This is a genomic window from Enterococcus ureilyticus (genome assembly GCF_001730315.1).
GTDB lineage: Bacteria > Bacillota > Bacilli > Lactobacillales > Enterococcaceae > Enterococcus_L > Enterococcus_L ureilyticus.
The window spans coordinates 81042-107440 of record NZ_MIKC01000001.1 but is presented as its reverse complement, the minus strand read 5'-3'; the positions used below and the strand labels follow the sequence as shown (position 1 = coordinate 107440).

Genomic DNA, 26399 nt, shown 5'->3' with positions numbered 1-26399 from the left:
ATTATTTTTTTACAGATATCATTTTTTTCGATACAATAAAGAATGGAAATAACGAGTTCTATGGGCTAAGTTTTTAGGAAAAGCGCTGACGGTAGCTGAAATGTCACTTGTTTATCTTTTTGAAAGTTAATTAAGTCCTGTAGACGTCGATTTTGAGGAGTGATAACAATGGAAAAGAAGCAAGAAACCCGCTGGATCAAGTTTCTTGGGGGTAAAAATTTATTATTCACATTAGTAGCCTTATTATTACTGGGTGCTGTGATTTTTGTTTTTCATGAAGTGGGGTTTATTTTTGGACCAATTGGAGTTGTCTTTAAAACAATTATTGGGCCAACGATTTTAGCATTGATTTTATATTATTTGTTCAATCCAGTGGTCAACTGGTTAGAGAGACATAAAATAAAACGAGTTTATGGTGTTTCAGCTATTTTTATTGTCTTGATTGCGTTGATTGTGATCGGGATCATCTTAGTTGTACCACTCCTACAAAAGCAAGTAGAGGGATTGATCGAAAGTTTTCCGCAGTATATGAATGACTTAAACAAAATGGTCACTGATTTTTTCCACAATTCTGCATTAGAAAAACCATTAGCCAATGCCTTAGATGGAATTCAGCGTTGGTTTGATAATGTTTCAGATGGGATCGGAAGTTATTTTAGCAAAGCTGTTGAAGGGGCGTCTACGGTATTTTCAACCTTAACGGGTTTTGCACTTGTGATGGTGACAGCACCGATCATTACCTTTTTCTTATTGAAAGATGATCAAAAGTTTTTTTCCTTTGTTTTAAATATTATACCACCACGCTTTAGAAGTGATGCCAAAGAAATCGGTACAACAATGAGTAGTCAAGTGGGTGCCTATTTAAAAGGGCAGATACTAGTCTCAATCGCAATTGGTATCTTGACCTTCATTGGTTTTTGGTTAATCAAAGTACCTTATTCAGGAACCTTGTCGATCATTGTGGGGATTACAGCCGTGATTCCTTATATTGGACCAGTGATAGCATTTATACCAGCGGCAATCGTTGCTTTGATGGTTTCGTTTGGAATGTTTATTAAGATGAGCTTAGTCTGGATGCTTGTTCAAATGCTGAATGGTCATTTGATTGCACCACAAGTAATGGGGAAACGTCTAGTTGTGCATCCATTAACAATCGTGATTGTTTTATTGGTGATGGGTGATTTGTTAGGGATGTTCGGATTGATTTTTGGGATTCCAATTTATGCGATTGCTAAAGTCTTTGTGACTTATGTTTTTCGTAAGTTCAAACAACGATATAATCATTTCTATGGTGACAGTGGTGAATATGAAGATACTGAATTTTCTAAAGAAGAGTATTTAGATGAATAATTAGAAAAAGAGTAATTGATTTTGACTAAAAGAGCAATTTTTTGTTGGGACTTTTAATCAATTACTCTTTTTTTACTTGTTGTATTAGCGTTAAACTCCCACTTCGTGGAAAATGATAATTCGTATCTTTTGTAATACTTTTTTTTAGGCGTTACAATTTAGATATGAACAAAATAATGAATGATAGGGGAGGGTAATAGATGAAACGATTACTGAAAATTATTATTGGATTCGTGATTCTTCTTTTATTTATTGGCACGTTGACTATACTTAGCCAATTGATCACTATTCCTTGGTTATCTTATGAAGTAGAAGCGCTTATTTATCAGTATCCTAAATTGTTCATGGTTTTTGAAGGAACATTACTTATATTAGGAGGACTGTTGGTTTTGGGCTTGCTGGTTGTGTTATCCGTTTCTGGACGTAGAAGACGTCTGGTGATAAAAGAAGGCAAAAATCAAATTGAGATTCCAAAAAGCACGATCGAACAAATCGTACAAGAATCATATGGTACGATCATTCATCCAGATAAAACGAAGATGACGGTTAAAATCAAAGGAAAAGAAAAAGTAGCGGTGAAAGTAAGGATCGATGTTCGAAGTAAAGAACGCTTTAAGCCAATGGCCGAAGAAATCACCCAACAGCTACAAAATACATTAGCTGAGACACTTGAATCGATTGATAGTCGAGTAACGGTTTACTTAAGAGAAAAAGAGCCTACAGAGTCCTCAGCTTTTAGTAAAAAACAATCACGAGTGGTTTAGGAGGGGAAAATGATGGACCAAGAAAAGAAAGACCGTTGGGAAAAATTGCTTAAACCTTACCGCTTTCGGATCATTTGGACAATGGTATTTCTGCTATTAGCCTTATTGTTATTATTGATCGGGTTCTGGAAAACACTTGTCCTCGTGATTTTTGCAGGGGTCGGATATGTTATCGGGAAAATGCGTGATGAAGACTTGGATATTTATTCCTTGATAGATTCAGTTAGGTCTATGATAGGGATTTAAAAAATTATTTAGAAGGATTCGATGCAAATGGTAGACGCAGTAGAAAGAAATTCAGGGGAGTTAAAAGCAAAATTAACATTTGAAGATGTTGTGATTAAAAAAATCGTTGGTGTCGTTATTTCAGATATTGATGGTATTCTAGGGTTGAGCGGCAATCTATTCAGTGATTTTGCTGATCGTTTTAGAGAGAATGAGGACATTACAAAAGGAGTCAGTGTTGAAGTTGGTACGAAGCAGGTAGCTGTTGATGTAGCAGTAATCTGCAAATATGATGTAAATATTGCACAAGTATTTGATCAAACAGTTGAAAAAGTAAAAGAATCTATTCATCATATGACAGGTTTAGATCTTGTAGAATTTAATATGAATGTAGATGATGTCATGACTAAAGAACAATACTTGGAGAAATATCGCGGTAAAGATAGCGATCAAAATACCGATCGTAATTAATATTTTTTGAACGAATTTTCATTCTATATAAAGCAACAATCAATTGATAAAGTATTTACTTTCGTTTGAAGGGTGAAGCAAAACTAGAAAAAGTTTTGCTTCACCCTTATTCTTTTTAGCGTGTGACATGCTCTAATTGTAACAAAAATTCTTTTATACTAAGACCGTCATGCTCGATACTACCTAAATAGCCTGTTAGTTTACCGTTTTTACCGATTACTCGATGGCAAGGTACAATGATCGGTAGCGGATTTTTACTATTTGCTTGTCCAATAGCTCGCACAGCTTTTGGTGACGCGATAGCCTGTGCAATAGCTTGATAACTGCGTGTTTCACCAAAGGGAATCTGAGCAAGTGCATCCCAGACAGCTCTTTGAAAATCGGTCCCGGTATTGATCGATAAGGGAACTGAAAATACTGTTCGTTTACCTGAGAAATATTCTGCAAGTTCTTTTGCTGCAAGTTCTGTATACTGGTTCGTCTGATGGTCAGCAAGTTCAAAAAAAGCGACAGTTGTGAGGCCTTTATCATCAGCATCTAACCAAAGCGAACCAAAAGGTACAGTTATTTTCATAGTTTTCTCCTTTATTTAAATCGTTACTTTATTATACTCCATCTTGAAGTGTGGTACTATATTTTTATAGATTGAAATTGGGGGCGATACAATGGAAGATATCATCATCTTTCATACAAATGATTTACATTCCCATTTAGAGAATTGGCCTAAAATCAGACGCTATTTGACTCTTCAAAAGAAAAAATATACCGAGGCAGGAAAGACTGTTTTGACTGTTGATTTAGGTGATTTTATTGATCGTTGGCATCCTTTGACAGAAGCGACAGATGGTCAAGCAAATATAGCATTGATGAATGAAGTCGACTATGATGCAGCGACGATTGGGAATAATGAAGGGGTCGGTAACTCAAAAGAGCAGTTGAATCAGTTGTATGATCATGCGGATTTTCCGGTTTTATTAGGTAACTTGTTTGATTTAACGACACATCAAGCGCCAGCTTGGACGAGTTCATATAAAATCATCGAAACAAAAGAGCAGACAAAAATCGGCTTGATTGCGTTGACTGCGCCATTTCCTTTAACCTATGCACCAAATGGTTGGGAGATTCGCTCGATTAAAGAAGTATTGCCGCAATTGATTAGAGAAGTTCAGCCGAAGTGTGATATCTTAGTTTTAATGAGTCACTTAGGAATTGATGAAGACCTTAAAATTGCAAATGCATTCCCAGAGATCAATGTGTTGCTAGGTTCACACACACATCATTTGTTTAAGTATGGTGAAAAAATTAATGGGACACAGCTTTCTGCTGCAGGCAAATTTGGTAATTATATAGGTGAAGTACAGTTATCAGTGGACAAAGGGCAAATTATTCAGAGTGGAGCAAAAGCGATTGCAACGGCTGAATTACCTACATTAGTGCAAGATCAAAAGGAAATCGATGATTATCTAACTTTAGGGCATCATTTACTGAAAACAAAAAAAATTGCTAAAATTCCTCATTCATTGTTGAGTGATTTGAATGCAGAACACCCTTTAATGGTCACGGCATTAAAAGCGTTAAAAGAAAAAGGGCAAACCGAAGTCGCAATTTTAAATAATGGCTTATTTTTAACAGATATACCAAAGGGAATCGTAAATGCTGATCAACTGCATGAAGCTTTACCACATCCGATGCATCTGATCCGTGTGACGTTATCAGGTCACGACTTGGTTCGTATGGTCAAAGAAATGGAAAAAAATCGTGATTATTTGCGTAAGTTTCCGATCATGGGAATGGGTTTTCGCGGCAAGGTTTTTGGGGAGCTTTATTATGATGGTCTTGCTTACAATAAGCAAAAGGAAGAAGTTTTATGGAATCATCGACCCATTGAACTAGAAAGTAACTACACGTTTACAACAATCGACCATTTCATGTTTATTCCTTTTTTTCCAACAATCGAATTAGCTGGATCTGTTGACTTTATTTTTCCAGAATTTTTGCGAACCGTATTAGGAAACTACTTGAAGACGCACTACCCAATCCTTTAAAAACAAGGTATAATAAAATTTAGGCGGTGAAAAAATGACAGATAAAGTAAAAAAAACATATAAATCAACCAAACCAGTTAAACATAAAGAAGAACCAGCAGCAACCTTAACGGAAGAAATCACAGCTGTTCTTGAAGAAATCAAAGAAGAACCTGTCAAAGAAAAGAAAAAAGGTGAGATCGTTTCGCTTATTGATGAGAAACATGTAACGATCGGCGAACGTCAGTACCTTTTAGTAAAAAATCATCGAGAAGCATTTGATGCTGAAAGATTGGGCGAACGTTTTAGTGATGTTCTTTCAAGATATGATTATATCGTTGGTGATTGGGGATATGATCAACTTCGTTTAAAAGGGTTTTTCAATGAGACGAATCGTAAAGCGGCACCTGAGCAGAGAATTGATACGTTGGAAGACTATTTATATGAATATTGTAATTTTGGTTGTGCCTATTTTGTCATTGAGCGCGTTGGCGGCAAAAGAGAAAAGCAACAAACACGACGTAAAAAAACAACTAAAAAACCAGCTTATCAAAACCAAGCACATACAGAGGAAAAACGTATACCTGTATCAAATAAAACAAAACCAGTAATTAAAAATCGCAAAGAAAACCAACCTAAAAAAGCAATCATTGGCAATCAAGAGAAAAGCGTCGGTAAAGGACGTTCATTTACAATTCGTCAACGTGAGGAGTAATCATCTGTGAAAAAACATTATCAAGGATATTTGATCGATCTAGACGGTACAATTTATTTAGGCAAAGAAGTGATTCCAGCAGGAAAAAGATTTGTTGAACAATTGCAAGAATTGAACATCCCTTTCCTTTTTGTGACGAATAATACGACAAAGACTCCAATAGCGGTTGCTAAACGACTTAGTGAAGAGTTTGATATTCAGGTTCCCGCTAAGACGATTTATACAGCGAGCTTGGCAACTATTGACTATATGAAAGAACAAGGCAAAGGGAAGCGGGTTTATGTAATTGGAGAATCAGGGCTAGTGGATTTGATTTTGTCTGCTGGATTTGTCTGGGATGAAGAGTCACCAGACTATGTTGTCGTTGGCTTGGATACTGAGATCAATTATGAAAAGCTTGCCGTTGCTTCTCTTTGTATCAGAAATGGCGCTCTGTTCATCGGAACGAATCCTGACAAAAGTATTCCAACTGAACGTGGATTGTTACCAGGCGCAGGTTCATTTATTTCGTTAATTCAAACCTCTTCGCAAACAGATCCTGTCATGATTGGAAAACCAAATGCAATCATTATGGATGAAGCTTTAAAAGTGATGGGCTTAAACAAAGATGATGTAATCATGGTCGGTGATAATTATGAAACGGACATTCAATCGGGACTTCAAAATAATATCGATAGTTTACTAGTCCTATCTGGATTTACAGCAAAATCTGCAGTTCCACATTTACCTGAACAGCCAACATATGTTGTTGATTCTTTAGACGAATGGGTTTTTTGAGATGAAAAGGGCAAAGAGCAACTGGATCTGGGTTGAACGTTTAGGGATCGCGTGTTTGATTCTAACGATTATTGCGTTGAGTATTACCATAACAATCAATTTTCGACCATTGTATAGTAGCGATATTGATTCTTTGGCTATTTTAGACTATGTTTCAATTGATAAACCAACATTACTAAAAAACTATGGACAATTGATGGGATATTTGAATAATCCTTTTAATCATATATTACAACTATCAGATTTCCCTGTTTCAAAAAGTGGAGCCTTTCATTTTTATGAAGTAAAGCGTCTGTTTTTACTTTGTTATGCAGTGTTGGTCATTACGGTGATTCCAAGTGGTCTTTTTGTTTTCCGCTTGATTAAGGAAAAAAGAGTGTGGCGCTTGATTCGTCCATTTCAATGGGGAATGATCATACCAGTATTTTTTGCAGGGTTGATGGCGATTGGCTTTGATCAGTTTTTTGTGGCGTTTCATGGTGTATTTTTTAATAATGATGATTGGTTATTTGATCCGGCTACAGATCCAATTATCAATGCTTTACCGGAAGCATTTTTTATGCATAGCTTTATTTTATTTTTTATTTTGTTGGAATTGTTTTTCTTGATCGGTATTATTTTTGGAAAACGAGAACTAAAAAAGTTATAAAGAAGGTTAGGTTACGAGAAATAACTCATAGAGTATATTTCTCGTAACCTTTTTTGATCAGGTAGCTTCTTAAAAAAAATGAAATGAAATAGTAACGTTTATATTTAATTGTTGACATTTAATGTAGGTACCTTTACAATATAAGACAGGTACCTGATTTATATTCTGTTTAATGGAGGAATCACCGATGGAAGAACAAACATTAATGGAACAGTTTCTAAGCTTACAAGCAATGATGCAACGCTATTTTATGAAACGTCGTAGAGAACATGGACCTTTTGGTAATCCACATAGGGGACAAGGCAGAGTATTGAATTTGTTGAAACTTAAACCTGAAACGACTCAAAAAGAATTGTCTTATCTTTTAGATATGCGTCCTCAATCTTTAGGTGAGTTATTAGTCAAGTTAGAAAAGAATGGTTATATCAGCCGAGAGCCGCTCGAAAGTGATCGCCGTGTGATGGTGATCCGATTAACTGAAGCTGGGAGAGCGGCTGCTGAAAATAGCAAACAAGATGAAGAAACGATCTTTGATGTGTTATCTGAATCAGAACAAGAAGAATTTAAAAGCATCATGAGCAAATTACTTGAAGCTTTAGAAGCTGAAATTCCTGAAGCAGAGCGTGATTTTAGAGGACCGCATATGAGTGGTAGACATGGAGGGCGCGCAAGAGGATTTAGTGATGCACATGGAAAAATGGCCCCAGATTTTGATCCGCGCAACCTTTTTGGTGCAGTAGGTTTTCAAAAAAGCAGAAAATTTGCTTTTGACCCGTTCAAACAAACGGATGAAGAAGAGGGCTTTGATGATTTTTAAGAAATTACAATATTTGACGTTAAACAAGTTTTCTTTTAAAGAAAGCTTGTTTTTTATTAAATTCAATCTAGTTTTTAAAACTAGATTGAATGTTTTTCGAAATAATGTTAAACTGTTTTAGTAAATAGAAGGAGGGATCTTATGAATGAAATAAAATCCTCTTTACAAGTATGGGGCAAAGCGTTGGTAGATGTTCATTTGCCAAGATGGCATGAATTACCCGAGCTGGAATTGTATATGGATCAAGTGATCACATTGGTTGAGCGTTACCTATCGCCAGTTATATTAAAAGAAAAACACACATTATTGACCTCTTCGATGGTCAATAATTATGTGAAATTAGGGCTGATTCCACCACCTAATAAAAAACGCTATAATCAAAAGCACTTAGCTTTTTTGATTGCGATTACTTTATTAAAACAAGTACTAACAATACCAGAAATCAAACAAGGTATTTTATATCAAGGAGCAGCGGTTGGTATTCGTGAAGCATATGATCTATTTTGCGATGAGCAAGAAGCAGCTATAGCAGTAGTTGTTGCCCAAGCTTTGGGGAATGAACCCGTCGCAGCTTTCGATCAATCGATTCCAGTAGAATTTATGATCGTCAAAGGGGCTACCTTGTCATTTGCAACAAAGTTGTTCACTGAAAAAGTTATTGAGTTAGCACAAAAAAACATAGAAGAAAATGGAGAATATGAGAATGAATAAAGAAAAGATTGCTCTATTAGTGGATTCAGGGACAGATGTTCCGCAAGAATTAGTGGAACAATATGGAATGTATATGATCCCTTTACAAATTATTTATAAAGATCGTATTTATACAGATAAAGTAGACATTACACCTGAAGAAGTATACGAGGGTTTAGCTGTTGAAATTCCTAGTACCTCGTTACCTGATGGCGAAACCATTACCAATATTTTTGAAAAAATCAAAACAGATGGTTATGAAAAAGTATTGGCTGTTACGATTTCTAGTGGATTGAGTGGGACATATAATGTTGTTCGCTTAATTGCAGAAGAATTTGAAGGATTAGAAACATACGTTTTAGACACAAAAAATATTGGGATCGGCAGTGGTCTCCAAGCAATTGAAGCCGCAAAGTTAATAGAGGCAGGTCATTCGTGGAACGAAATCAAAACAACGTTGACTGCTAATGTAGGAAAAGCAAAAGTTTATTTTAACGTTGCTACTCTTGAATATCTTCAAAAAGGCGGACGCATTGGGTTGGTTGCTTCCATCTTAGGAAATGCGTTAAAATTGAACCCGATCATTTCTTGTAACGGAGAGGGAGTTTATCATACGGTCGCCAAAGCTCGCGGTAGGAAGAAAAGCTTAGAAAAGACGTTTGATTTAGTGAAAGCTTTTATTGGCGATCATAAAAAATTTGTTTTAGCAGTTGCCCAAGGACAAGCGGTTGAAGAGGCCGAAGCATTCTATGCTAAATTAAAAGAACAATTTCCTCAAGCAGAAAAAATTTATTTTGGAACGATCAGTCCAGCGTTAGTTGTTCATACAGGACCGGGACTATTAGGGATCGGCATTCAACTTTTAGATTAAAGTTAACTACCAGCAAAAGGCATTTAATCAAATGACTTTGCTGGTAATTTTTTCATTTGCTTTTTATCAAAAAATTGAGAGGTTACTCACTGAATTTACGCTATTATATAGAAGGTGGCTTGGACAGGAGTGTTTAATCCCGAGAACCACGTAGGTACTGAGCAACATAAACTCATACTTCGTTGTGTTTTACAGCAATAAGAAGAAATTCACGAAAATGATAAGAAACACGGAATGTTTAATTACGATGTTGAATGCTTCCTAATTGGTACTCTTCAAATTTTTGTGACCAAGTAGGTATTGTGTAACATCAGTTCATAACATTCACGGTGTTTTACAACAATTTCAGCTTATTTCTGAAGCCTTCAAATGTTAGTGCTTTAGCACTTAGAATTTGATGTGATCGAAGCGAAGCGTAGTGATTGCTTCTGCTCCACCGTTTATACAGACTCCTTCTTTTTATATATTTTTTATTCCTGTTTGATAATGATCAAAGAGCGGTCCGGATAAGTGAAAGTTAAATGTGTTTCGATCAACGAGACCTACGACTTCTTGGCTTTGGTACAGCTTGATAAGAAATTCTGCTATTTCTCTCGCTGTATGAAAGGTTGTGAAGCCTTTAGTATAATCATAAGAGTTTGAGCCATTCGCTATTTGTGCAAATTCTGTTTCTGTTGCTGCAGGAGCTAAAACTTTTGCTTTGAGAGGTGCGTCTTTAGCTTGCAGTTCTAACGCGATTCCTTCTGTAAAAGCACTGACATAAAACTTTGTTGCGCAATAAGTGACAGCGTTAGGGACATTTTTATAACCACCTGCCGAAGAAATATTGATTAATTGAGCACCAGCTACATTTTCATAATCGGTGACATAAAGCGTGGATAATAAAGTCACAGCTTCAATATTTAAACGTAGCATTTGACTAACCGTATTTAAACTTTGATCTGATACACCATGATAATAACCAAATCCAGCATTATTGATCCAAGTTTCAATATCATATGATTTCAAATTATTGTACAAAGTAAAAATATTTTTTTCTTGAGATAAGTCAACTGTTTGAAGAACGATGTCAAGTGTAGGGAAGTCGACAAGTATTTCTTCTTTTAAATGCTTAAGTAGCTCTGTTCTTCGTGCAATCAAAATTAAATTTTTTCCCTGCTTACTAAATGCTTTTGCTGTTTCCCAGCCAATACCTGAACTAGCACCTGTGATAACTGTATACTTCATGATTTCTTCCTCCTGAAAAGTAAAATTGATGTTACACTCATAGTATAGGGGTTCGAGCCATCTCTAAAGCAAGCAAAAAAAGGATGTGAAAACAATGTATACGATTAGTGAATTTGCTGAGAAGATTGGGATTAGTGTTTATACATTAAGATATTATGAAAAAGAAGGGTTGATTGAACCTGTCAGAAATGAATATAATTATCGTGTTTATGGAGAAGAGGATCTGGATTGGGCTAATTTTGTGATTAAACTAAAAAATACGGGCATTTCTTTGAAAGAGATCAAAAAGTATACTCAGTTAAGAAAAATTGGTGATACCACGATTCCCGAGCGCAAACAATTATTGCTGAACCATCGCATACAGATCATGGCTGAATATGAAAAAGTCAAAAGTCATCTTGAATTGTTAGATAATAAAATTAGTTTGTATGAGCAAATGGAAGCAGCACTTAAAAAATAAAAATCCCTTAAGGAGAGGCGCTATGTGTCAGCAAAACCTCGACTAGGGATTGTTTACTTAGAAAAAGGTGATTTTCTTTTGTGCGGTATCAACGGTTGCTTTATCCCCAATGGGAATTGTAAAAATCGGCTGTGTATGCCCAAAATTCATATCATAAATGACAGGGATTTCCCGTAACAGAGGATACTTCGACAAAATAGCCAAAAGGCGTTCCTCGGTCATTTCAGTTTCTTTAGGGAAACGGCCGATCAATAACGCTTTTGGATGATGCACTACTTGCAATAACGCGGCTAAGCCTCGGGCAAAATCGTGGTAGTCATCTTCTTCGGCATTTTCCACAAATAGAATAGCTTGTTCAAGATCAGGTAAAAAACGAGTCCCGAAAAGTAGTTGGAAAGTTCCTAAATTTCCCCCATAACAAGTACCTGTGACAGGTTTTGCGTGACTATAGATTTTCCATTCATTCGCAAATAAATGACGAGTTGGTTCAGGTAAGTACCATTCATCTTGGCTCCACGACTTGGAGGCTGAAACGTCAAAAGCGGCTTGGGTTGCCGTAGCTTGTAAAAAAGCTTCTGTTTGATAGGGTTGCAGTTCATCCATTTGAAAACTAGAGAAGTGTGGGCCAACATAAGTAAGTAGTTTTGTCTTACTGGTAATAGCATTGCATAAAGCAGTGATATCACTGTAACCGCAAAAAATTTTAGGATGTCTTTTAATTAATTCAAAGTCAAGATAGGGCAATAATTCATTACTATTAAATCCGCCAATGGCCGTTAAGATTCCTTTGACATTTTCATCTGAAAAGGCTTCGTGTAAATCTTTTACCCGACTCATAATCGAAGAAGAACCCAAGATATCTTGCTCATCCGTATGTTTAGAAAAAGTGATGTTGAATCCTAAATCAGTTAATTTTTGAACAGCTACCTGAACGCCTAAATCTGTTAAGCGCAAGAAACTGCTAGATGGCGCAATGACTCGGATTTCATCACCTACTTGTAATCGAGGTGCTTTCATTTTTATCGCTTCCTTTAAAAAAACTTATTTCTAATTATAGTCAGAAAACCTTGATTTTTGCAAGGTATAGATGAGAAAGAGTAAGCCCTCTTAATGTCAAAGGTGAAACGGTGGACAAAATAAGGTATAATGGGAGAGAATAAGATTAAATAATCTAAAGATGAAAGAAAAAAGAGGTGCCTCTTATATGAAAAAAATATTAGTTGTGGATGATGAAAAGCCGATTTCAGAAATTGTGAAATACAATCTTACTAAAGAAGGATATGAAGTTTTTACAGCGTATGATGGGGAAGAAGCGGTTGAGAAGGTCAAGGAGGTTGAACCAGATTTAATTATCCTTGATCTGATGCTACCGAAAATGGACGGACTAGAAGTTGCTAGAGAAGTTCGCAAAACTTACGACATGCCGATCATTATGGTGACAGCTAAAGATTCTGAAATCGATAAAGTTTTAGGATTAGAGCTGGGTGCCGATGACTATGTAACAAAACCATTTTCAAATCGTGAACTTGTAGCACGCGTTAAAGCAAATCTACGCCGTGGTGCATCAAGTGCGAAAGAAGCAGAATCAACCACTCAATCAGAATTGACAATTGGAGACTTAACCATTCACCCAGATGCTTATATGGTATCAAAACGTGGCGGTAAGATCGAATTGACTCATCGTGAATTTGAATTGCTATTCTATTTAGCAAAACATATTGGACAAGTGATGACGCGTGAACATCTATTACAGACTGTTTGGGGCTATGATTATTTTGGAGACGTTCGTACGGTAGATGTGACTGTCCGTCGTTTAAGAGAGAAAATCGAAGATAGTCCAAGCCATCCGACGTACTTAGTGACTCGTCGCGGTGTTGGGTATTATCTTCGAAATCCTGAACAGGAGTAGTGCTTTATGAAAAAAAAGGTTCACTTTTTTCAATCAGTAAACTTTAAGATCGCCTTGTCATTTATTTTGTTATTATTGATTGCGATTCAAATCATTGGTGGCTACTTTATTCGAGAACTAGAGTCGACCACAATCAAAGACTATAAAAAAAATGTTGATTCCCAAGTCCTCCAACTAGCAAGTACGTTAAGTCCTAAACTAGGCGAAAAAGACCGAGATCGTACCGAAATCGATGCGGATCTCAAGAAAACTTTAAGTGACTTCTCAGCGTCTGAAACGATAGAGGCCCGTATAGTTGATGATAAAGGAATCGTAAGAGCGACAAGTGATTTGAATCAGCAGGGAATTGTTGGGAAGAAAAATGATTATCGTGATTTGAATGATTTTAGTGCGAAAAAATATTCAGCGATGGATAAAGATAAGCGCGTATATATTAATGTTCAGCCTATCCAATCCCCGACTGGCGATACAGTCATCGGGGTTCTTTATGTTAAGAGTAATATCGAAGGCAAATACAAAGAAATTACCGATACTGCACGAATATTTTTTACAGCATCGATCATCGCTGGTGCAATCTCGATCATTGTCACGCTCTTGATTGCTAGATCAATCACACAGCCGATTGGTGAGATGCGTGAACAAGCGTTACGGATTGCCAAAGGAGATTATAGTGGAAAGGTCAAAGTCTATGGTAAAGATGAATTAGGACAACTGGCTGAAACCTTTAATCAACTATCAGAACGAATTGAAGAAGCGCAGGAAACTATGGAGGCCGAACGAAATCGGTTAGACAGTGTCCTTGCTCATATGACTGATGGTGTGATTGCGACCGATAGGCGAGGAAAAGTAATTACAATCAATGAAATGGCTTTGTCCTTGTTAAATGTCAAAGATGAAGATGTGATTGGGATTTCTTTATTGGAACTACTAGATATTGAGACAGACTATACGCTACGTAAGCTATTAGAAGAACCTGAAGAAATATTGATCGACCGTTCTTTATCTTCAATGGAAGAAGACCAAATGATCATTCGTGTTGATTTTGCAATGATTCGTCGAGAATCTGGTTTTATTACAGGTCTTGTTTGCGTACTTCATGACGTAACAGAACAAGAGAAAAATGAACGTGAACGCCGAGAATTTGTTTCGAACGTTTCTCATGAATTGCGGACACCCTTAACGAGTATGCGAAGCTATATAGAGGCGTTGAGTGAAGGTGCGTGGGAAAACCCTGAAATTGCTCCTAACTTTTTAAAAGTGACTTTAGAAGAGACCGATCGCATGATTCGTATGATCAATGATTTGCTGAATCTTTCAAGAATGGATTCTGGTAATGGACAGTTGCAGTTAGAATACGTTAATTTCAATGAATTGATCAATTTTGTTTTAGATCGATTTGATATGATGGTTGAAGCAAATGACAAAAATTATACGATTCACCGTGAATTTACGAAACGTGATTTGTGGGTAGAGTTAGACACCGACAAAGTAATCCAAGTCTTAGATAATATTTTAAACAATGCAATCAAATACTCTCCTGACGGTGGGAAAATTACTTGCCGTTTACTTGAAACTCATAACAATGTGGTCTTTAGTGTAACGGATCAAGGCTTAGGAATTCCTAAAAAGGATATCAATAAAGTCTTTGAACGTTTTTATCGTGTGGATAAAGCGCGTGCTAGAGAACAAGGTGGCACCGGACTTGGGCTTGCAATTTCAAGAGAAGTTGTCAAAGCACATAATGGCGCGATTTGGGTGGAAAGTCAGGAAGGTCAAGGGTCAACGTTTTATATATCCTTACCTTATGAGCCATATGAGGAGGATTGGTGGGAATGAAAATAGCAGAAAGAATTGTACGGATCGGCTTGATTTTTTTAGTATTGCTTAGCATGTACTTTTCAGTCAGCATTTGGACCAGCTCTTCCAAAAAAGATCAGTCGGTTAAAACGGATGCACAAACGACAACAGCTGTTGTGAATGAACGAATGGATACAGATGTATTTTTACCGTTACGTTTAGTGCGTATGCAGAATGGAACATCAGAAATGAATAATAGTGAAAATTTGATTACTAATGTTCAAAATGAAATTAAACATAGTACATTTGGTCTCTTGACCCAGACTGTGCAAGGAGACGGCGAGCAGTTTGACAAACATCTATTAATCAATCAAGGATTTGAATTGCTGTATGAAGGTCCATTTTTACTGAGTGAATATCTCTCTGTTTATGATTTAGATCTTAAAACGACAGAACTCAATGCAGATGAAATTTTCTTTACCTGTATCCAAGTTGATTTAGATCAAAGTAAGATTCGTTTCTTGGATTTTAGTCGCAAAGATGTTTATGAAGCTCAGATCACGATCGATCGTGAAAAAGTCTTGAGCTTAATGAATAAGGTTGGTGTGCAATACAACCCAATCTCAGAACAACAAGTTGTTGCGGGCAAGCATTATTATCTATCAGAAGATTTAAAAATGAAAAAGTATAGTTACATTTTAGCGTCTCAGCCTGTGACTAAGTTTCGAAACGCTTTTTTCTCCAATGTTGAGAATGTTCAAACCAATGAAGATAGTCAAGATTTGTCTTATACTAGTGGTAGTGAACGATTGACAGCGGATGAAAAACTAGGCACGATCCACTTTACTGGAGAATTAAGTGCTAGAGGTGCTAAAGACAATATTTATTCGGACAGTTTTAGTTATATAAAAAAATTAGGCACTAGTATGGGGAATATCCGTTATTTTGATCGGACAAATGCTGAGATGAATTATCGGACCTTTGTAGAAGGATTTCCTGTTTTTAGTGAAAATGATAAAGGTCAGGTTCGGATCACGATCGGTAATGATCAAGTTGAACGATCAAGTGTAGCGATCCAAACCAGTGTAGATACAATTCAAGTTCCTATTCCATCAGAAGAAGAAATTGTTTTGAAAAGTACTGAAAGTTTGTTAGAGCAACTAACACTCAATGGTGCTGATTTGTCGAAAATCAATTCAATGGTTATTGGGTATACTTGGCACAAAATTGAAGAAGTGACACAAGTGGTCGATCTCACTCCAGAGTGGTATATTCGCTATGATAATAAATGGTATCCAGAACGTGAATTACTGGAAAAATTAGCGAATTTGGAGGTGGAATAATGGACTTCAAACGAATCGAGTGGATTTTCTTTTTGGTTTTTTTAGGCTTGAACATGTTTTTGTTTGGAATCTATCAAGAAGGACTTAAAGAAGAAAATAATGTCTCCTTTTCTGATCAAACGGATAGTATCGAAAAAAGACTCGACAAAGATGGAATCACATATAAAGGAACGCTTTCTAATGAGAAAAGAGAGGGTTATTATTTAAGTGGAGAACAAACGAATTTTTATGATGCCATCCAAACTGAACGTGAAACAAGAGATCGTAATTTTTTTAAGAATGGCACTGAACTAGTGGATTATTCATTAACGGTATATCCGCAGATGAATTATGCTCAAACTAGCTACTTTATCGATGAGAAAAACGTTGAAAAATCTTTAGAAGCATTCTTAAAGGATAAAGATAGTGTATTATTTGGTAGTCAATATCAATATTTACCTGATTTTTCTTCATTAGATGGTGAATTTCCGGAAGTCGTTGTGTCTCAAAATTATAAGAATATTCCTTTTAAAGATGATACAGCACAAATTTCATTAAAGCTAGAAAAATCAGATGAATCTGCTAGTATACACAAGATTTACAAGTATACTCAAACTCATATTCAAGGAATTGAAGAGTTGCGGGATAAGAGTGATCTATTTTCTGAACGTGATGCAGTCGAAACCTTATATATCAATAACAAGATTCCTAGTAATGCGAAAATTACTTTTATAGAATTAGCATATACTAGAATTTACAAAATTCGTGAGAAGAATGTTTATGTACCAGTCTGGTTTGTGGGAATCAAATCTAGCGGCAGTAATCTGCAGATTGAACAAGTTAATGCGATGAGCAATACAATCATTACAAATAATATTGTGCCAAAGGTAGAAAATTAGCAGGGATGGTTGTATAATAAGGAGCTGTAGACTAGAAGGGAAGCGGATAGAAAAAATGAGTCAAGATAAGGCATTTAACATTAGCATTCTTGCCAGCGGCAGCACAGGCAATTCCCTTTTTATTGAAACTGAGAACAAAAAGTTGCTTATTGATGCAGGATTAAGTGGGAAAAAAATCACTTCATTGCTGGCAGAGGTCGATCGAAAACCAGAAGATTTAGATGCTATCTTAGTAACACATGAGCATCGGGATCATATTCATGGTGTGGGGGTCTTAGCTAGAAAATATAAATTAGATGTTTATGCAAATGAAAAAACTTGGGCCGCGATGGATCCTTTGATCGGAAATGTTGCTGTTGAGCAAAAGCATATTTTTGATATGGGAAAGGTTTTAACGTTTGGTGATATGGATATTGAGAGTTTCGGTGTCTCTCATGATGCAGCAGCTCCTCAGTTTTATCGTTTCTTCAAAGATAACCGTTCGTTTGTTATGTTGACAGATACAGGCTATTGTAGTGATCATGTTCGTGGTACAATCAAGGATGCGGATGCATATTTAATTGAGAGCAATCATGAATTAGAGATTTTACGCATGGGCCCTTATCCATGGAGTTTGAAACAACGCATTTTAGGGGATAAAGGTCATTTATCGAATGATGATGGTGCTTTAACAATGGTGGATGTAATTGGTGACCATACCAAACGTATCTATTTAGGACATTTAAGTAAGGAAAATAATACCAAAGAACATGCTAGGATGGCTATGGAATCGATTTTGGCTGAAAAAGGCTTAGGTGTCAATTTTGATTTTAATGTCTATGATACAGATCCAGAATCAGCATCAGAATTATTTTCAATTTAAATAAGAGTGAGGCAGAACTGTTGCTCAGTTTTTGTCTCATTTTTTTTAGGATTCGATGAATATCTTATAGTTGTTTTAATAAATTTTGGCAGCTCTTGAATTTTTGCAAGGGGTGCAGTATAGTTAACTATATTTTTGAATGTTAAAAAAACAGATGCTGGTATAGAAATGCTGGTGTTATTTTTAGCAGTGGGAGGAATTTGATGTTTCAATTTTTACCTCATTCAGTATTGCAAATGGGCACTATTTTTTTATCGATCGTGATTGAAGCATTACCGTTTGTTATGCTTGGTTGTGTGATATCGGGTGCGTTACACGTTTTTCTAACACCTGAGCGGGTCAAAAAATTATTACCGAAAAATAAAGTGTTATCGATTATTGTTGGGAGTCTTTTAGGATTCTTTTTCCCTTCTTGTGAGTGTGGGATTGTTCCAATCGTTCATCAGTTTGTCAAAAAAGATGTTCCGACCTATACAGCATTCGCTTTTATGATAACAGCACCGATCATTAACCCGATCGTTCTTTTCTCAACCTATATTGCATTTGGAAATTCGATAAAATTTGTTGTTTGGCGTGTTGTCGGCAGTATGTTGGTAGCGCTAGTTGTTGGTGTTTGGTTAGCGTATATCAATAAGGAAAACATTTTACAACAAACAACTTTTGAGGCGGATTGTACTCTTGAAGAAACTGAGCATACACATGAAAAAGAAACCTTTTGGCATAAGTGCTGGTCTGTTTTAACTCATGGAATTGATGAGTTTTTCGATACGGGTCGTTACTTGATTTTCGGTTCTTTGATGGCTGCTGCAATGCAGACCTATTTACCAACAGGTGCAATGTTACAATTAGGTCATACCAAAATTTTAGCAATTTTAGTTATGTTGGTTTTAGCTGCGACGTTGTCGTTATGTTCTGAGGCAGATGCATTTATTGGGTCCTCGTTATTGAGCTTGTTTGGCAATGGACCAGTTGTTGGTTTTCTTGTTTTTGGGCCGATGGTAGATATCAAGAATCTTTTGATGATGAAGCGTTATTTTAAAACGTCATTTATGTTGAAATTTGTAGGAATTGTCACGGTTGTCGTCAGTCTCTATGCATTAGCGATTTAAGGAGGAAAGAGTAGATGATTCGATTTTTAATCTTGATTGGCTACACGATATTGATGATGTTTTTGCAAGTATCGGGTAGGTTGAATCAATATATAAATGTTCATTATCGTTACTTGGCGATTATTTCGATGGCTCTTTCCTTTATCTTAGCAATCGTTCAGTTGATCCTTTGGAATAAGGAGGAAGATAAAGAATCCACAGAGCACCATCACCATGATGAGCATGATCACGGGTTGGATAAACCGTATCAAAGAGGAATAGCTTATCTTTTGTTAGCTTTGCCGTTAATGGTTGGTTTTTTGTTTCCGACAGTTAGCCTGGATACGTCTATCGTGGAAGCAAAGGGTTTTAATTTTCCATTAAGTAAAGAATCAGTAGGGGACCCAGATGTAGAAACGCAGTATTTAAAGCCAGATACGAGCATTTATTTTGATAAAACAGATTATGATAAACAGATGAAACAAGCATTATCTCACTATATCAAAGACGATCATGTGAAAGTAACGGAGGAAAATTATTTAGAAGTGATGGAGCTGATTTATAATTATCCGAGTGAATTTATTGGAAAAACAATTACTTACAAAGGCTTTGCTTTTAATGCAGCACAAAAAGAGCAGTCTGATTTATTTGTTTTTCGTTTTGGGATCATTCATTGTGTGGCGGATTCCGGTGTATTTGGATTATTAACAAAAATGCCCGATGGTCAGACTTTCGAAAATAACGAGTGGTTGGAGCTAACAGGAACCATTCATTCTGGCTATTATGCACCGTTTAAGCGAGAAATCCCAATGGTGGATGTGACAAAGGTGACATCAATAGAAGAACCCAAAAATCAATATGTTTATCGTTCGTTTTAAAAAACGAAGTAATCAATTAATTTTAGTGGGAGAGAGAAAACGAATGCATCGTTTTCTCTCTCCCACCTTTCTTATTTTTCCCAGATCAACTGATACTCTAGCTCACCAGTGCTGTCAAATTGTTCATGCACCTTTTGGAAGCCTTGCCTTTGATAGAAATGAAGGGCTTGCTTGTTTTTTGCATAAACGCAAAGACTTAATGAAGTAGTCGAACGTTTTGCTTCAGTTAAAAGTTTTGAACCGATTCCTTGACCGCGGTAGTCATTTTTTACAAAAATTCCAGCAATATATGTGCCAGTCATCCCTAAAAATGCACTAATTTGATCGCTCTCACTATAAGTATAAAGATCAGCTTGAGGTAGTTGTTCTTTTACAGAACTAAGATTCTTTTGCCAATAAGACTTTGGAATAAAGGGATGGGCTTCACAGTTGGCTGTCAGCCAAATGCCTAAAATAGTCTCTAACTCTGAGACCGTTAGATGATCGATTTTTTTGATCATGATTGTTTATCCTTTCTTTTTAAACGTATGAAAGAATCGCTAGTGCACTCATTTATTCACCCCTTACATTGATAGTATAAAAAAGCCTTGTTATTTCTCTTCATTTTTTCTGATTAAACTCAAAATCTCTCGTTTTTCTCTAAAGTTACGTATATTGTGATTTAACACCTCAGATAAAACCAAACCTAAAGCAATCGCACCTGCGATCATGATCGCTTGAACAGCAGAATTGATCGCCGTTTCATAATTGCCGATGACCAAGTTTCTGACAGCTTGATAAGCAAGCCCTCCAGGGACTAAAGGAACCATCCCAGGAATATTAAAAATCGTAACAGGTAATTTGAGCGCTCTTGAACAGATAAAACTTACTGCCGCTACACTCAAAGCACCCAATAAGGAGCCTAAAGCTGCATTAGCACCAAATTGAACGGCAAACCAATAAATCATCCAACCTGATGCACCCGATAGGCCGCAAGCGATAAGAGAGCGTCTAGGAACATTGGTGATGATCGCATATGCAGCAGAGGCTAGGAAACTAAAGATAAATTGAACGAATAGATCAAACATTTTAAACCCTCCAAATTCTTCTTACTATATGGAACAAACACTACAGCGACAGTTTAATAAAATAATTGAAAAACAAAAGCAATTGCAAAACCAATCATAGAAGCGGTCATCATCGCTTCTGTTCCTCTTGAAACACCTGAAAGATAATGACCTGCAAGCAAATCTCTCAGGGCATTAGTCATCTGAACACCGGGAACAAGGGGCATCACACAACCAATAATGATCATATCTTGATTGATACCTAATCCGCTTTGACTACTTAAAAGCGCTGCACAGCCAATAAAAAGGGCTGCTAAAAACTCAGAGAGAAATTTAATACGCAAGATTTTTAAACTGGAATAATAAAGCATATAGCCCACGCCTCCAATCAAACAGGTCAAAAATAAATCTGCCCAAACACCGCCGAATAAAATCATGATCGTACCACTGACGACTGCCGCACTGACAAATCTCAACCATAAAGGAAAGAATTTTCGTTCTTGTTCTACTATTTTTAATTGCTCTAATAATTCATCAAGGGTAAAAATACCAGTTACATATTCTCTAGAAAGCTGGTTGATCCTAGAGACTTTTTCTAAGTTGATCGAACGATTCAAAATTTGCACCATGCGAATTGTGGAAGTCCCGTCAAGCCCTACAAAAAGCCCTGTCTGGGTGACGTAACTGACTAAGCGATAATCGCCGGACGCCAAAGCAATACGGCTCATTGTATCTTCCACACGATACATTTCGGCATCACTTTCTAGCATGAGCTTGCCTGCTAATAAACATGTTTCTAAGACTTTTTCTATATCTAACGTTGCCATTTATTTTCCTCACTTTACCGTTCTATCCTACTTATCTAAGATTAGTATAGTTGATTATAGCCTGAAAAAATAGCACGGAACAGTAAAAATATAAATATCCCTCAACATTATGCACAAAGATCAAAACGATTGGTGTTCTATGATATATTCTCAATTGTAAGAATGTTTCGATAATTTGATATCGCTTTAGAACTTCTTAGCGTATAATAATAAAAAAGTATGAAACTATAAGAGGATTGGGATGATAAAAAATGATCTTACTGGGGTCTTTGATCAACGGGTTAGCCATTGTATTAGGAAGTTTACTAGGAGCAGTTTTGCGAAATATTTCAGAACAAATGAAAGAAACAGTCACGAAGGGAATTGGTTTAGGTGTCTTGGTCTTAGGGATTCAAATGGCATTTAAAACTTCCTCTTTTATTGTGATCTTGATTAGTTTATGTGTTGGGGCAATGGTTGGCGAAGGGGTGGGAATTGAAGATAAAATGAACGTTTTTGGCTTGGAATTAGAAAAGCGATATGCTAAACCAGGTAGTAATTTTGCTGAGGGGTTTATAACTGCCGCCTTGATCTTTCTGATTGGCTCAATGGGGATCATTGGCGCAATCGAAAGCGGTGTGGCGAATAATCATCAAACGCTATTTACAAAAGCCGTCATGGATGGGTTTATGTCGATCATGTTAACCGCAACTTTAGGCGTCGGTGTCCTGTTTTCAGCGGTGCCTGTTTTTCTGTATCAAGGAATCATCGCCGTAGCTGCTAGTATTTTGATGCGTTATATTCCTAAAGAACTCTTGGACGTGTTAATGGAGGAATTAAGTGCAATCGGTGGGTTGATGATATTAGGGATTGGGCTGAATATTATGGGAATCACCAAAATCAGAGTGTCTAACTATCTGCCAGGCATTCCTATTTTGATCCTCATCGTAACAGTATTATTTTACTTTTAAGTAAAAATGAGGATAAATTGTGACACACTGTTGTCATTATTAATATGATAAAGTCAATTTAACAAATCAAAGGAGTGGTCTAAATGACGATTCAATTAATCGAAAAAAATATCAGAGGAAAGAAAATCCGTACGAATAATAATCGTATAGATGAGATTATCGCTTTATGGAATCAAGTGCCAACAATGCAACTTAAAGGAGAGTTTTTTGCTGTGTATTCAAACTATGAAAGTAATTTTAAAGGAGAATATGATTTGTTGATTGGTAATGAACAGGCGGATTATCCTGACCAGTCACAAATCAAAGGCGGAGAGTATGTCGCAATTAAAGTTGAAGTTGCTAGTCCCGAAGGTGTGGGAGCCGCTTGGCAGAAAATTTGGAAAGATGAAGCTTTAGAAAAAAGACGTACTTATTTGTCAGACATAGAACATTACCAAGAAGATGGTTCAATTATGATTTATCTTTCTGTTTGAAATCAGCTATACTGTAGATAAAAAATTTAACCGATTTAGAAAATGAGGTTGGGACAGGAGTGTTTAATCCCGAAGGGATTGCTTCTGCTCCCACCGTTTATACGGATTCCTTGAGTCTGAGAGATAACTCGTAGAGTTGTGTCCCAGACTCTTTTTTTATGTATGTTATGTATAAATATTTAATTTTGTTGAATAAATTAATAAAAAACCGTTGACTTGTAAAAAGAAAAAACTTATACTAGGATCAATAACAAGTGTTTAATAAAAAATAAGCAGAAAAGAAGTGAAGTGGATGAAGGTTTCGATTGTTGGTGTGACTGGATATAGTGGGTTAGAACTTTTAAGATATCTCCGGCAACATCCATTCGTTGAGATTGTATCGATTCATAGTCATTCAATGAATAAAAAATCATTAGAAGTAATCAATCCGCATTTGAAGCAGCTGATTTCTTTACCTCTAGAAGTGATTGATCCTAAAAAAATCATGCAAAAAAGTGAGCTAGTTTTATTAGCAACACCATCTGGAGTAGCCAAAGAGTTAGCCTTACCTTTCATTGAAGCAGATTTTCCGGTGATCGATTTATCAGGTGACTTTCGTTTAAAGAATCCAGGTAGCTATGAAAAATGGTATGGATCGACAGCTCCACCAATGGAAAGTGTCAAAAAATTTGATTATGGATTAGCAGAATATAGAGAAAATCCTAAGTCAAAATGGATCGCAAATCCAGGTTGTTATGCAACGGCAGCAGAGTTGTCATTAGCACCATTATTGAAAGATGGAAAAATTGAATTAGATTCAATTATTATCGATGCTAAATCGGGAATTTCTGGCGCTGGTAAAAGCCTCTCGCAAACAACCCATTTCTCAGAGGCACATGATAATATGACACTTTATAAAATGAATAGTCATCAACACATTCCAGAAATCATGGAGCAGTTGAACAAATGGCAGCCTAATCTTTCAGCGATTCAGTTTTCAACATCATTGATCCCAGTCACTAGAGGTATTTTTTTAACCGCTTATGCAAAATCGACGGAACCGATTTCTGACGAGAAATTAGTCCAACTTTATCAAAATCATTTTGAAAAAAATTCATTTATTCGCATTCAAGAGGCTGGACATTACCCTGCACTCAAGCAAGTAATAGGCTCTAATTATTGTGATATGGGGCTTGCTTACAATCCCAAAACGAATTGCATCACGATTGTATGTGTGATTGATAATTTAGGGAAAGGGGCAGCTGGACAAGCTGTTCAGAATTTGAATATTTTTGCAGGCTACGATGAGCGATGCGGATTGGATCAAATACCGATTTATCCATAAATAATGACGAAATAACAAATAGAAAGTTTTAAATACAAAGGGAGCGGCAAACATGAAGAAGGTTATTGTTATAAAAATGGGCGGAGTAGCCAGTGACAACCTAACAAAATCATTTTTTGATCAAATTGATCAGTGGCAAAAAGAAGGCAAAAAAGTTGTGATTATTCACGGCGGTGGACACTATATTTCCGAGATGATGCAGCGTTTAGATGTGCCGGTAATGATTCAAGATGGTTTGCGGGTAACAACAGAAGAAACGTTAAAGATCACGCAAATGGTTTTGATTGGTCAAGTTCAACCAATGATCACAACTCATTTTCAGCAAGAAGGTTTTTCGGTCGTTGGACTAAATGCATCATGTGGCCAAATCATCACGGGAACTTTTCTAGATAAAAATACTCTAGGTGCTGTTGGTGAAGTTCAGCAAGTGGATACTGAATTACTGGAGCATTTACTTGAAACCAAACACATTCCGATCATTGCGCCTCTAGGTTTAACTAAAACAGGTGAGTGGCTGAATATTAATGCGGATCATGTCGCTTGTAAAGTAGCGGAGGAATTAAAAGCTGAAAAACTATACCTATTGACAGATGTTCCAGGAGTAAAGAAGGAAGATCAGTGGTTAAAAGAAATTTATACCAGTGAAGTCTCAAAACTAAAAATGGCAAACATCATCAAAGGTGGGATGTTGCCAAAATTAGAAAGTGCCGTTTCCGCAATCAAAGGTGGGGTAAAAGAAGTTCATATCACAAACCGACTTCAATATGCAGGAACGATCATCAAATCAAAGGGGGTTTATGCATGAGCTACTTATTTCCTAACTACCAAAGAAAAGCCATAGAATTGCTCAAAGGAGCAGGTAATACACTGACTGATAAGGAGGGGAAAAATTATCTTGATTTCACGAGTGGGATCGGGGTGATGAATTTAGGTTACAATGATCCTGAATTGAATCAAGCGTTATCTGATCAAGCGAATCTTATATGGCACACGCCAAATCTATATGAAAATCATTTACAAGAAATCACGGCGAAGAAATTGGCGAATGGAAAAAAGTATATCAGCTATTTTTGTAACAGTGGAGCTGAAGCCAATGAAGCGGCAATAAAATTAGCTCGTAAAGCTACAGGTAAAAGTAAAATCATAACGTTCACTAATTCTTTTCATGGTCGAACCTATGGAGCAATGAGTGCAACTGGCCAAGCAAGTATTCATACAGGCTTTACGCCTTTAGTTCCGGATTTTATTTATGTCCCTTTTAATCAATTAACTCCTTTAGAAAGTGCAATAGATCATCAAACAGCTGCAGTCATGCTAGAGCTGATTCAAGGAGAAGGAGGCGTGTTGCCAGCAGATTTAATATGGATTCAATCTGTTCAGGCTCTTTGCCAGGAATATGGCGCTTTACTGATCATTGATGAAATTCAAACAGGAATCGGACGTACTGGTACTTTTTATGCATATGAACAGTATCAAATCGAACCGGATATTTTCACATTAGCAAAAGGGTTAGGGAATGGGATACCAGTTGGAGCGATGGTTGGTAAGACTAAATTAGCTAGTTTTTTTGGACCAGGTAGTCATGGGTCGACTTTCGGCGGGAATAAGTTAGCAATGAGTGTGGCGAGCAAAGTAATCGATCGAATCAACCAGCCTGATTTTTTAGAAGAGGTTCAAGCAAAGGGAGAAGCGTTACTGATTGGTTTAAATGAAATCGCAAAAAATAATCTGCTGATTGAAGCTGTCCGCGGTAAAGGATTGATGTTGGGGCTAGTGTTTTCAGATCAAGAAGTATTGAAACAAGCTATGGAACAATTAGAAGCAGAAGGCCTACTCACCTTGAAAGCAGGTCAAACCGTTTTACGTCTCTTACCCCCATTAACAATCACCTATGAGGAGATCAATCAAGCATTGCTGATAGTAGAAAAAGTAATAGACAACCTAAAAGCACAGAAAAAAGATAAAAATTGAAAGTGAGAAAAGT

30 protein-coding genes are annotated in these 26399 nt (G+C 36.6%); 24 read left to right on the top strand and 6 right to left on the bottom strand.

Annotated elements, in window-relative coordinates; translation table 11 throughout:
• Positions 1 to 168: 168 nt before the first annotated feature.
• From BCR24_RS00535 to BCR24_RS00520, 4 genes are all read left to right on the top strand, one after another.
• A complete protein-coding gene (locus BCR24_RS00535; RefSeq protein WP_069638611.1) occupies positions 169 to 1350 on the top strand; it encodes an AI-2E family transporter in 1182 nt (393 codons plus the stop codon).
• Positions 1351 to 1550: 200 nt separating this feature from the next.
• The gene (gene amaP, locus BCR24_RS00530; RefSeq protein WP_069638610.1) at positions 1551 to 2114 is read left to right on the top strand and encodes an alkaline shock response membrane anchor protein AmaP; all 564 of its coding nucleotides are present in this window, start codon (positions 1551 to 1553) and stop codon (positions 2112 to 2114) included.
• A 9-nt stretch (positions 2115 to 2123) separates the two neighbouring features.
• Positions 2124 to 2360, top strand: coding sequence for a DUF2273 domain-containing protein (locus BCR24_RS00525; protein ID WP_239574075.1), 237 nt, complete (start codon positions 2124 to 2126; stop codon positions 2358 to 2360).
• 27 nt (positions 2361 to 2387) lie between these two features.
• Positions 2388 to 2810: an Asp23/Gls24 family envelope stress response protein gene (locus BCR24_RS00520; RefSeq protein ID WP_069638824.1), complete on the top strand. Its 423-nt coding sequence runs from the start codon at positions 2388 to 2390 to the stop codon at positions 2808 to 2810.
• A 115-nt stretch (positions 2811 to 2925) separates the two neighbouring features.
• Here BCR24_RS00520 and BCR24_RS00515 read toward each other — a convergent pair whose 3' ends face one another.
• Complete coding sequence (locus tag BCR24_RS00515) at positions 2926 to 3384, bottom strand: methylated-DNA--[protein]-cysteine S-methyltransferase (RefSeq protein ID WP_069638608.1); 459 nt, start codon at positions 3382 to 3384, stop codon at positions 2926 to 2928.
• A 91-nt stretch (positions 3385 to 3475) separates the two neighbouring features.
• Here BCR24_RS00515 and BCR24_RS00510 point away from each other — a divergent pair, with 91 nt between their 5' ends.
• The 7 genes from BCR24_RS00510 to BCR24_RS00480 all read left to right on the top strand — a co-directional run bounded on the left by BCR24_RS00510 (position 3476) and on the right by BCR24_RS00480 (position 9353).
• Positions 3476 to 4855 (top strand): bifunctional metallophosphatase/5'-nucleotidase, encoded by a 1380-nt coding sequence (locus BCR24_RS00510; RefSeq protein WP_069638607.1) that lies wholly within the window; start codon positions 3476 to 3478, stop codon positions 4853 to 4855.
• 34 nt (positions 4856 to 4889) lie between these two features.
• Positions 4890 to 5549, top strand: coding sequence for a YutD family protein (locus BCR24_RS00505; RefSeq protein WP_069638606.1), 660 nt, complete (start codon positions 4890 to 4892; stop codon positions 5547 to 5549).
• 6 nt (positions 5550 to 5555) lie between these two features.
• The gene (locus BCR24_RS00500) at positions 5556 to 6326 is read left to right on the top strand and encodes a TIGR01457 family HAD-type hydrolase (RefSeq protein ID WP_069638605.1); all 771 of its coding nucleotides are present in this window, start codon (positions 5556 to 5558) and stop codon (positions 6324 to 6326) included.
• 1 nt (position 6327) lies between these two features.
• Positions 6328 to 6975, top strand: a complete 648-nt coding sequence (locus tag BCR24_RS00495) for a TIGR01906 family membrane protein (protein WP_069638604.1) — start codon at positions 6328 to 6330, stop codon at positions 6973 to 6975.
• Positions 6976 to 7162: 187 nt separating this feature from the next.
• Entirely contained in the window at positions 7163 to 7792 is a 630-nt protein-coding gene (locus BCR24_RS00490) for a MarR family winged helix-turn-helix transcriptional regulator (protein WP_069638603.1), read from the top strand.
• Between the two features lie 141 nt (positions 7793 to 7933).
• A complete protein-coding gene (locus BCR24_RS00485; protein WP_069638602.1) occupies positions 7934 to 8503 on the top strand; it encodes a DUF1836 domain-containing protein in 570 nt (189 codons plus the stop codon).
• Positions 8496 to 9353, top strand: coding sequence for a DegV family protein (locus BCR24_RS00480; protein WP_069638601.1), 858 nt, complete (start codon positions 8496 to 8498; stop codon positions 9351 to 9353). The genes BCR24_RS00485 and BCR24_RS00480 overlap by 8 nt, the downstream gene beginning before the upstream one ends.
• Positions 9354 to 9812: 459 nt before the next feature.
• Here BCR24_RS00480 and BCR24_RS00475 read toward each other — a convergent pair whose 3' ends face one another.
• Positions 9813 to 10580 (bottom strand): SDR family NAD(P)-dependent oxidoreductase, encoded by a 768-nt coding sequence (locus BCR24_RS00475; RefSeq protein ID WP_069638600.1) that lies wholly within the window; start codon positions 10578 to 10580, stop codon positions 9813 to 9815.
• 94 nt (positions 10581 to 10674) lie between these two features.
• Here BCR24_RS00475 and BCR24_RS00470 point away from each other — a divergent pair, with 94 nt between their 5' ends.
• Positions 10675 to 11040, top strand: coding sequence for a MerR family transcriptional regulator (locus BCR24_RS00470; protein ID WP_069638599.1), 366 nt, complete (start codon positions 10675 to 10677; stop codon positions 11038 to 11040).
• A gap of 57 nt (positions 11041 to 11097) precedes the next feature.
• Here the strand turns inward: BCR24_RS00470 and BCR24_RS00465 are convergent, their stop codons facing one another.
• On the bottom strand, positions 11098 to 12057 hold the full coding sequence (locus BCR24_RS00465; protein ID WP_069638598.1) for a S66 family peptidase: 960 nt from the start codon (positions 12055 to 12057) through the stop codon (positions 11098 to 11100).
• A 187-nt stretch (positions 12058 to 12244) separates the two neighbouring features.
• Between BCR24_RS00465 and yycF the strand changes: the two genes are divergently transcribed.
• The 7 genes from yycF to BCR24_RS00425 all read left to right on the top strand — a co-directional run bounded on the left by yycF (position 12245) and on the right by BCR24_RS00425 (position 19795).
• Positions 12245 to 12949: a response regulator YycF gene (gene yycF / locus BCR24_RS00460; protein ID WP_069638823.1), complete on the top strand. Its 705-nt coding sequence runs from the start codon at positions 12245 to 12247 to the stop codon at positions 12947 to 12949.
• 6 nt (positions 12950 to 12955) lie between these two features.
• The gene (walK, locus tag BCR24_RS00455) at positions 12956 to 14785 is read left to right on the top strand and encodes a cell wall metabolism sensor histidine kinase WalK (RefSeq protein ID WP_069638597.1); all 1830 of its coding nucleotides are present in this window, start codon (positions 12956 to 12958) and stop codon (positions 14783 to 14785) included.
• The gene (locus BCR24_RS00450) at positions 14782 to 16089 is read left to right on the top strand and encodes a YycH family regulatory protein (RefSeq protein ID WP_069638596.1); all 1308 of its coding nucleotides are present in this window, start codon (positions 14782 to 14784) and stop codon (positions 16087 to 16089) included. The genes walK and BCR24_RS00450 overlap by 4 nt, the downstream gene beginning before the upstream one ends.
• Positions 16089 to 16967, top strand: a complete 879-nt coding sequence (locus BCR24_RS00445) for a two-component system regulatory protein YycI (RefSeq protein ID WP_069638595.1) — start codon at positions 16089 to 16091, stop codon at positions 16965 to 16967. Before BCR24_RS00450 ends, BCR24_RS00445 begins: the two co-directional genes overlap by 1 nt.
• Positions 16968 to 17022: 55 nt before the next feature.
• Positions 17023 to 17829, top strand: coding sequence for an MBL fold metallo-hydrolase (locus tag BCR24_RS00440; protein ID WP_069638594.1), 807 nt, complete (start codon positions 17023 to 17025; stop codon positions 17827 to 17829).
• A 203-nt stretch (positions 17830 to 18032) separates the two neighbouring features.
• Positions 18033 to 18938: a permease gene (locus tag BCR24_RS00430; RefSeq protein WP_069638592.1), complete on the top strand. Its 906-nt coding sequence runs from the start codon at positions 18033 to 18035 to the stop codon at positions 18936 to 18938.
• A gap of 14 nt (positions 18939 to 18952) precedes the next feature.
• Positions 18953 to 19795 carry a TIGR03943 family putative permease subunit gene (locus tag BCR24_RS00425; protein WP_069638591.1) on the top strand — a complete coding sequence of 281 codons (843 nt, stop codon included), beginning with the start codon at positions 18953 to 18955 and terminating at the stop codon, positions 19793 to 19795.
• 71 nt (positions 19796 to 19866) lie between these two features.
• Here the strand turns inward: BCR24_RS00425 and BCR24_RS00420 are convergent, their stop codons facing one another.
• From BCR24_RS00420 to BCR24_RS00410, 3 genes are all read right to left on the bottom strand, one after another.
• On the bottom strand, positions 19867 to 20295 hold the full coding sequence (locus tag BCR24_RS00420; RefSeq protein WP_069638590.1) for a GNAT family N-acetyltransferase: 429 nt from the start codon (positions 20293 to 20295) through the stop codon (positions 19867 to 19869).
• A 90-nt stretch (positions 20296 to 20385) separates the two neighbouring features.
• Complete coding sequence (locus BCR24_RS00415; RefSeq protein WP_069638589.1) at positions 20386 to 20862, bottom strand: threonine/serine exporter family protein; 477 nt, start codon at positions 20860 to 20862, stop codon at positions 20386 to 20388.
• A gap of 53 nt (positions 20863 to 20915) precedes the next feature.
• Positions 20916 to 21668, bottom strand: a complete 753-nt coding sequence (locus BCR24_RS00410) for a threonine/serine exporter family protein (protein WP_069638588.1) — start codon at positions 21666 to 21668, stop codon at positions 20916 to 20918.
• Positions 21669 to 21919: 251 nt separating this feature from the next.
• Between BCR24_RS00410 and BCR24_RS00405 the strand changes: the two genes are divergently transcribed.
• The 5 genes from BCR24_RS00405 (at position 21920) to BCR24_RS00385 (ending at position 26386) form a co-directional block, all read left to right on the top strand.
• The gene (locus BCR24_RS00405; RefSeq protein WP_069638587.1) at positions 21920 to 22618 is read left to right on the top strand and encodes a DUF554 domain-containing protein; all 699 of its coding nucleotides are present in this window, start codon (positions 21920 to 21922) and stop codon (positions 22616 to 22618) included.
• A gap of 83 nt (positions 22619 to 22701) precedes the next feature.
• Positions 22702 to 23091 (top strand): GyrI-like domain-containing protein, encoded by a 390-nt coding sequence (locus BCR24_RS00400; RefSeq protein ID WP_069638586.1) that lies wholly within the window; start codon positions 22702 to 22704, stop codon positions 23089 to 23091.
• Positions 23092 to 23383: 292 nt separating this feature from the next.
• Entirely contained in the window at positions 23384 to 24415 is a 1032-nt protein-coding gene (argC, locus tag BCR24_RS00395) for an N-acetyl-gamma-glutamyl-phosphate reductase (RefSeq protein WP_069638585.1), read from the top strand.
• A gap of 52 nt (positions 24416 to 24467) precedes the next feature.
• Positions 24468 to 25220, top strand: a complete 753-nt coding sequence (gene argB / locus BCR24_RS00390; RefSeq protein ID WP_069638584.1) for an acetylglutamate kinase — start codon at positions 24468 to 24470, stop codon at positions 25218 to 25220.
• Complete coding sequence (locus BCR24_RS00385; RefSeq protein ID WP_069638583.1) at positions 25217 to 26386, top strand: acetylornithine transaminase; 1170 nt, start codon at positions 25217 to 25219, stop codon at positions 26384 to 26386. The genes argB and BCR24_RS00385 overlap by 4 nt, the downstream gene beginning before the upstream one ends.
• Positions 26387 to 26399 lie beyond the last annotated feature (13 nt).

Coding starts and splice junctions, on each gene's coding strand:
- BCR24_RS00535 (WP_069638611.1), top strand. CDS start 169: ATGGAAAAGAAGCAAGAAACCCGCTGGATCAAGTTTCTTGGGGGTAAA.
- amaP (WP_069638610.1), top strand. CDS start 1,551: ATGAAACGATTACTGAAAATTATTATTGGATTCGTGATTCTTCTTTTA.
- BCR24_RS00525 (WP_239574075.1), top strand. CDS start 2,124: ATGATGGACCAAGAAAAGAAAGACCGTTGGGAAAAATTGCTTAAACCT.
- BCR24_RS00520 (WP_069638824.1), top strand. CDS start 2,388: ATGGTAGACGCAGTAGAAAGAAATTCAGGGGAGTTAAAAGCAAAATTA.
- BCR24_RS00515 (WP_069638608.1), bottom strand. CDS start 3,384: ATGAAAATAACTGTACCTTTTGGTTCGCTTTGGTTAGATGCTGATGAT.
- BCR24_RS00510 (WP_069638607.1), top strand. CDS start 3,476: ATGGAAGATATCATCATCTTTCATACAAATGATTTACATTCCCATTTA.
- BCR24_RS00505 (WP_069638606.1), top strand. CDS start 4,890: ATGACAGATAAAGTAAAAAAAACATATAAATCAACCAAACCAGTTAAA.
- BCR24_RS00495 (WP_069638604.1), top strand. CDS start 6,328: ATGAAAAGGGCAAAGAGCAACTGGATCTGGGTTGAACGTTTAGGGATC.
- BCR24_RS00490 (WP_069638603.1), top strand. CDS start 7,163: ATGGAAGAACAAACATTAATGGAACAGTTTCTAAGCTTACAAGCAATG.
- BCR24_RS00485 (WP_069638602.1), top strand. CDS start 7,934: ATGAATGAAATAAAATCCTCTTTACAAGTATGGGGCAAAGCGTTGGTA.
- BCR24_RS00480 (WP_069638601.1), top strand. CDS start 8,496: ATGAATAAAGAAAAGATTGCTCTATTAGTGGATTCAGGGACAGATGTT.
- BCR24_RS00475 (WP_069638600.1), bottom strand. CDS start 10,580: ATGAAGTATACAGTTATCACAGGTGCTAGTTCAGGTATTGGCTGGGAA.
- BCR24_RS00470 (WP_069638599.1), top strand. CDS start 10,675: ATGTATACGATTAGTGAATTTGCTGAGAAGATTGGGATTAGTGTTTAT.
- BCR24_RS00465 (WP_069638598.1), bottom strand. CDS start 12,057: ATGAAAGCACCTCGATTACAAGTAGGTGATGAAATCCGAGTCATTGCG.
- yycF (WP_069638823.1), top strand. CDS start 12,245: ATGAAAAAAATATTAGTTGTGGATGATGAAAAGCCGATTTCAGAAATT.
- walK (WP_069638597.1), top strand. CDS start 12,956: ATGAAAAAAAAGGTTCACTTTTTTCAATCAGTAAACTTTAAGATCGCC.
- BCR24_RS00450 (WP_069638596.1), top strand. CDS start 14,782: ATGAAAATAGCAGAAAGAATTGTACGGATCGGCTTGATTTTTTTAGTA.
- BCR24_RS00445 (WP_069638595.1), top strand. CDS start 16,089: ATGGACTTCAAACGAATCGAGTGGATTTTCTTTTTGGTTTTTTTAGGC.
- BCR24_RS00440 (WP_069638594.1), top strand. CDS start 17,023: ATGAGTCAAGATAAGGCATTTAACATTAGCATTCTTGCCAGCGGCAGC.
- BCR24_RS00430 (WP_069638592.1), top strand. CDS start 18,033: ATGTTTCAATTTTTACCTCATTCAGTATTGCAAATGGGCACTATTTTT.
- BCR24_RS00425 (WP_069638591.1), top strand. CDS start 18,953: ATGATTCGATTTTTAATCTTGATTGGCTACACGATATTGATGATGTTT.
- BCR24_RS00420 (WP_069638590.1), bottom strand. CDS start 20,295: ATGATCAAAAAAATCGATCATCTAACGGTCTCAGAGTTAGAGACTATT.
- BCR24_RS00415 (WP_069638589.1), bottom strand. CDS start 20,862: ATGTTTGATCTATTCGTTCAATTTATCTTTAGTTTCCTAGCCTCTGCT.
- BCR24_RS00410 (WP_069638588.1), bottom strand. CDS start 21,668: ATGGCAACGTTAGATATAGAAAAAGTCTTAGAAACATGTTTATTAGCA.
- BCR24_RS00405 (WP_069638587.1), top strand. CDS start 21,920: ATGATCTTACTGGGGTCTTTGATCAACGGGTTAGCCATTGTATTAGGA.
- BCR24_RS00400 (WP_069638586.1), top strand. CDS start 22,702: ATGACGATTCAATTAATCGAAAAAAATATCAGAGGAAAGAAAATCCGT.
- argC (WP_069638585.1), top strand. CDS start 23,384: ATGAAGGTTTCGATTGTTGGTGTGACTGGATATAGTGGGTTAGAACTT.
- argB (WP_069638584.1), top strand. CDS start 24,468: ATGAAGAAGGTTATTGTTATAAAAATGGGCGGAGTAGCCAGTGACAAC.
- BCR24_RS00385 (WP_069638583.1), top strand. CDS start 25,217: ATGAGCTACTTATTTCCTAACTACCAAAGAAAAGCCATAGAATTGCTC.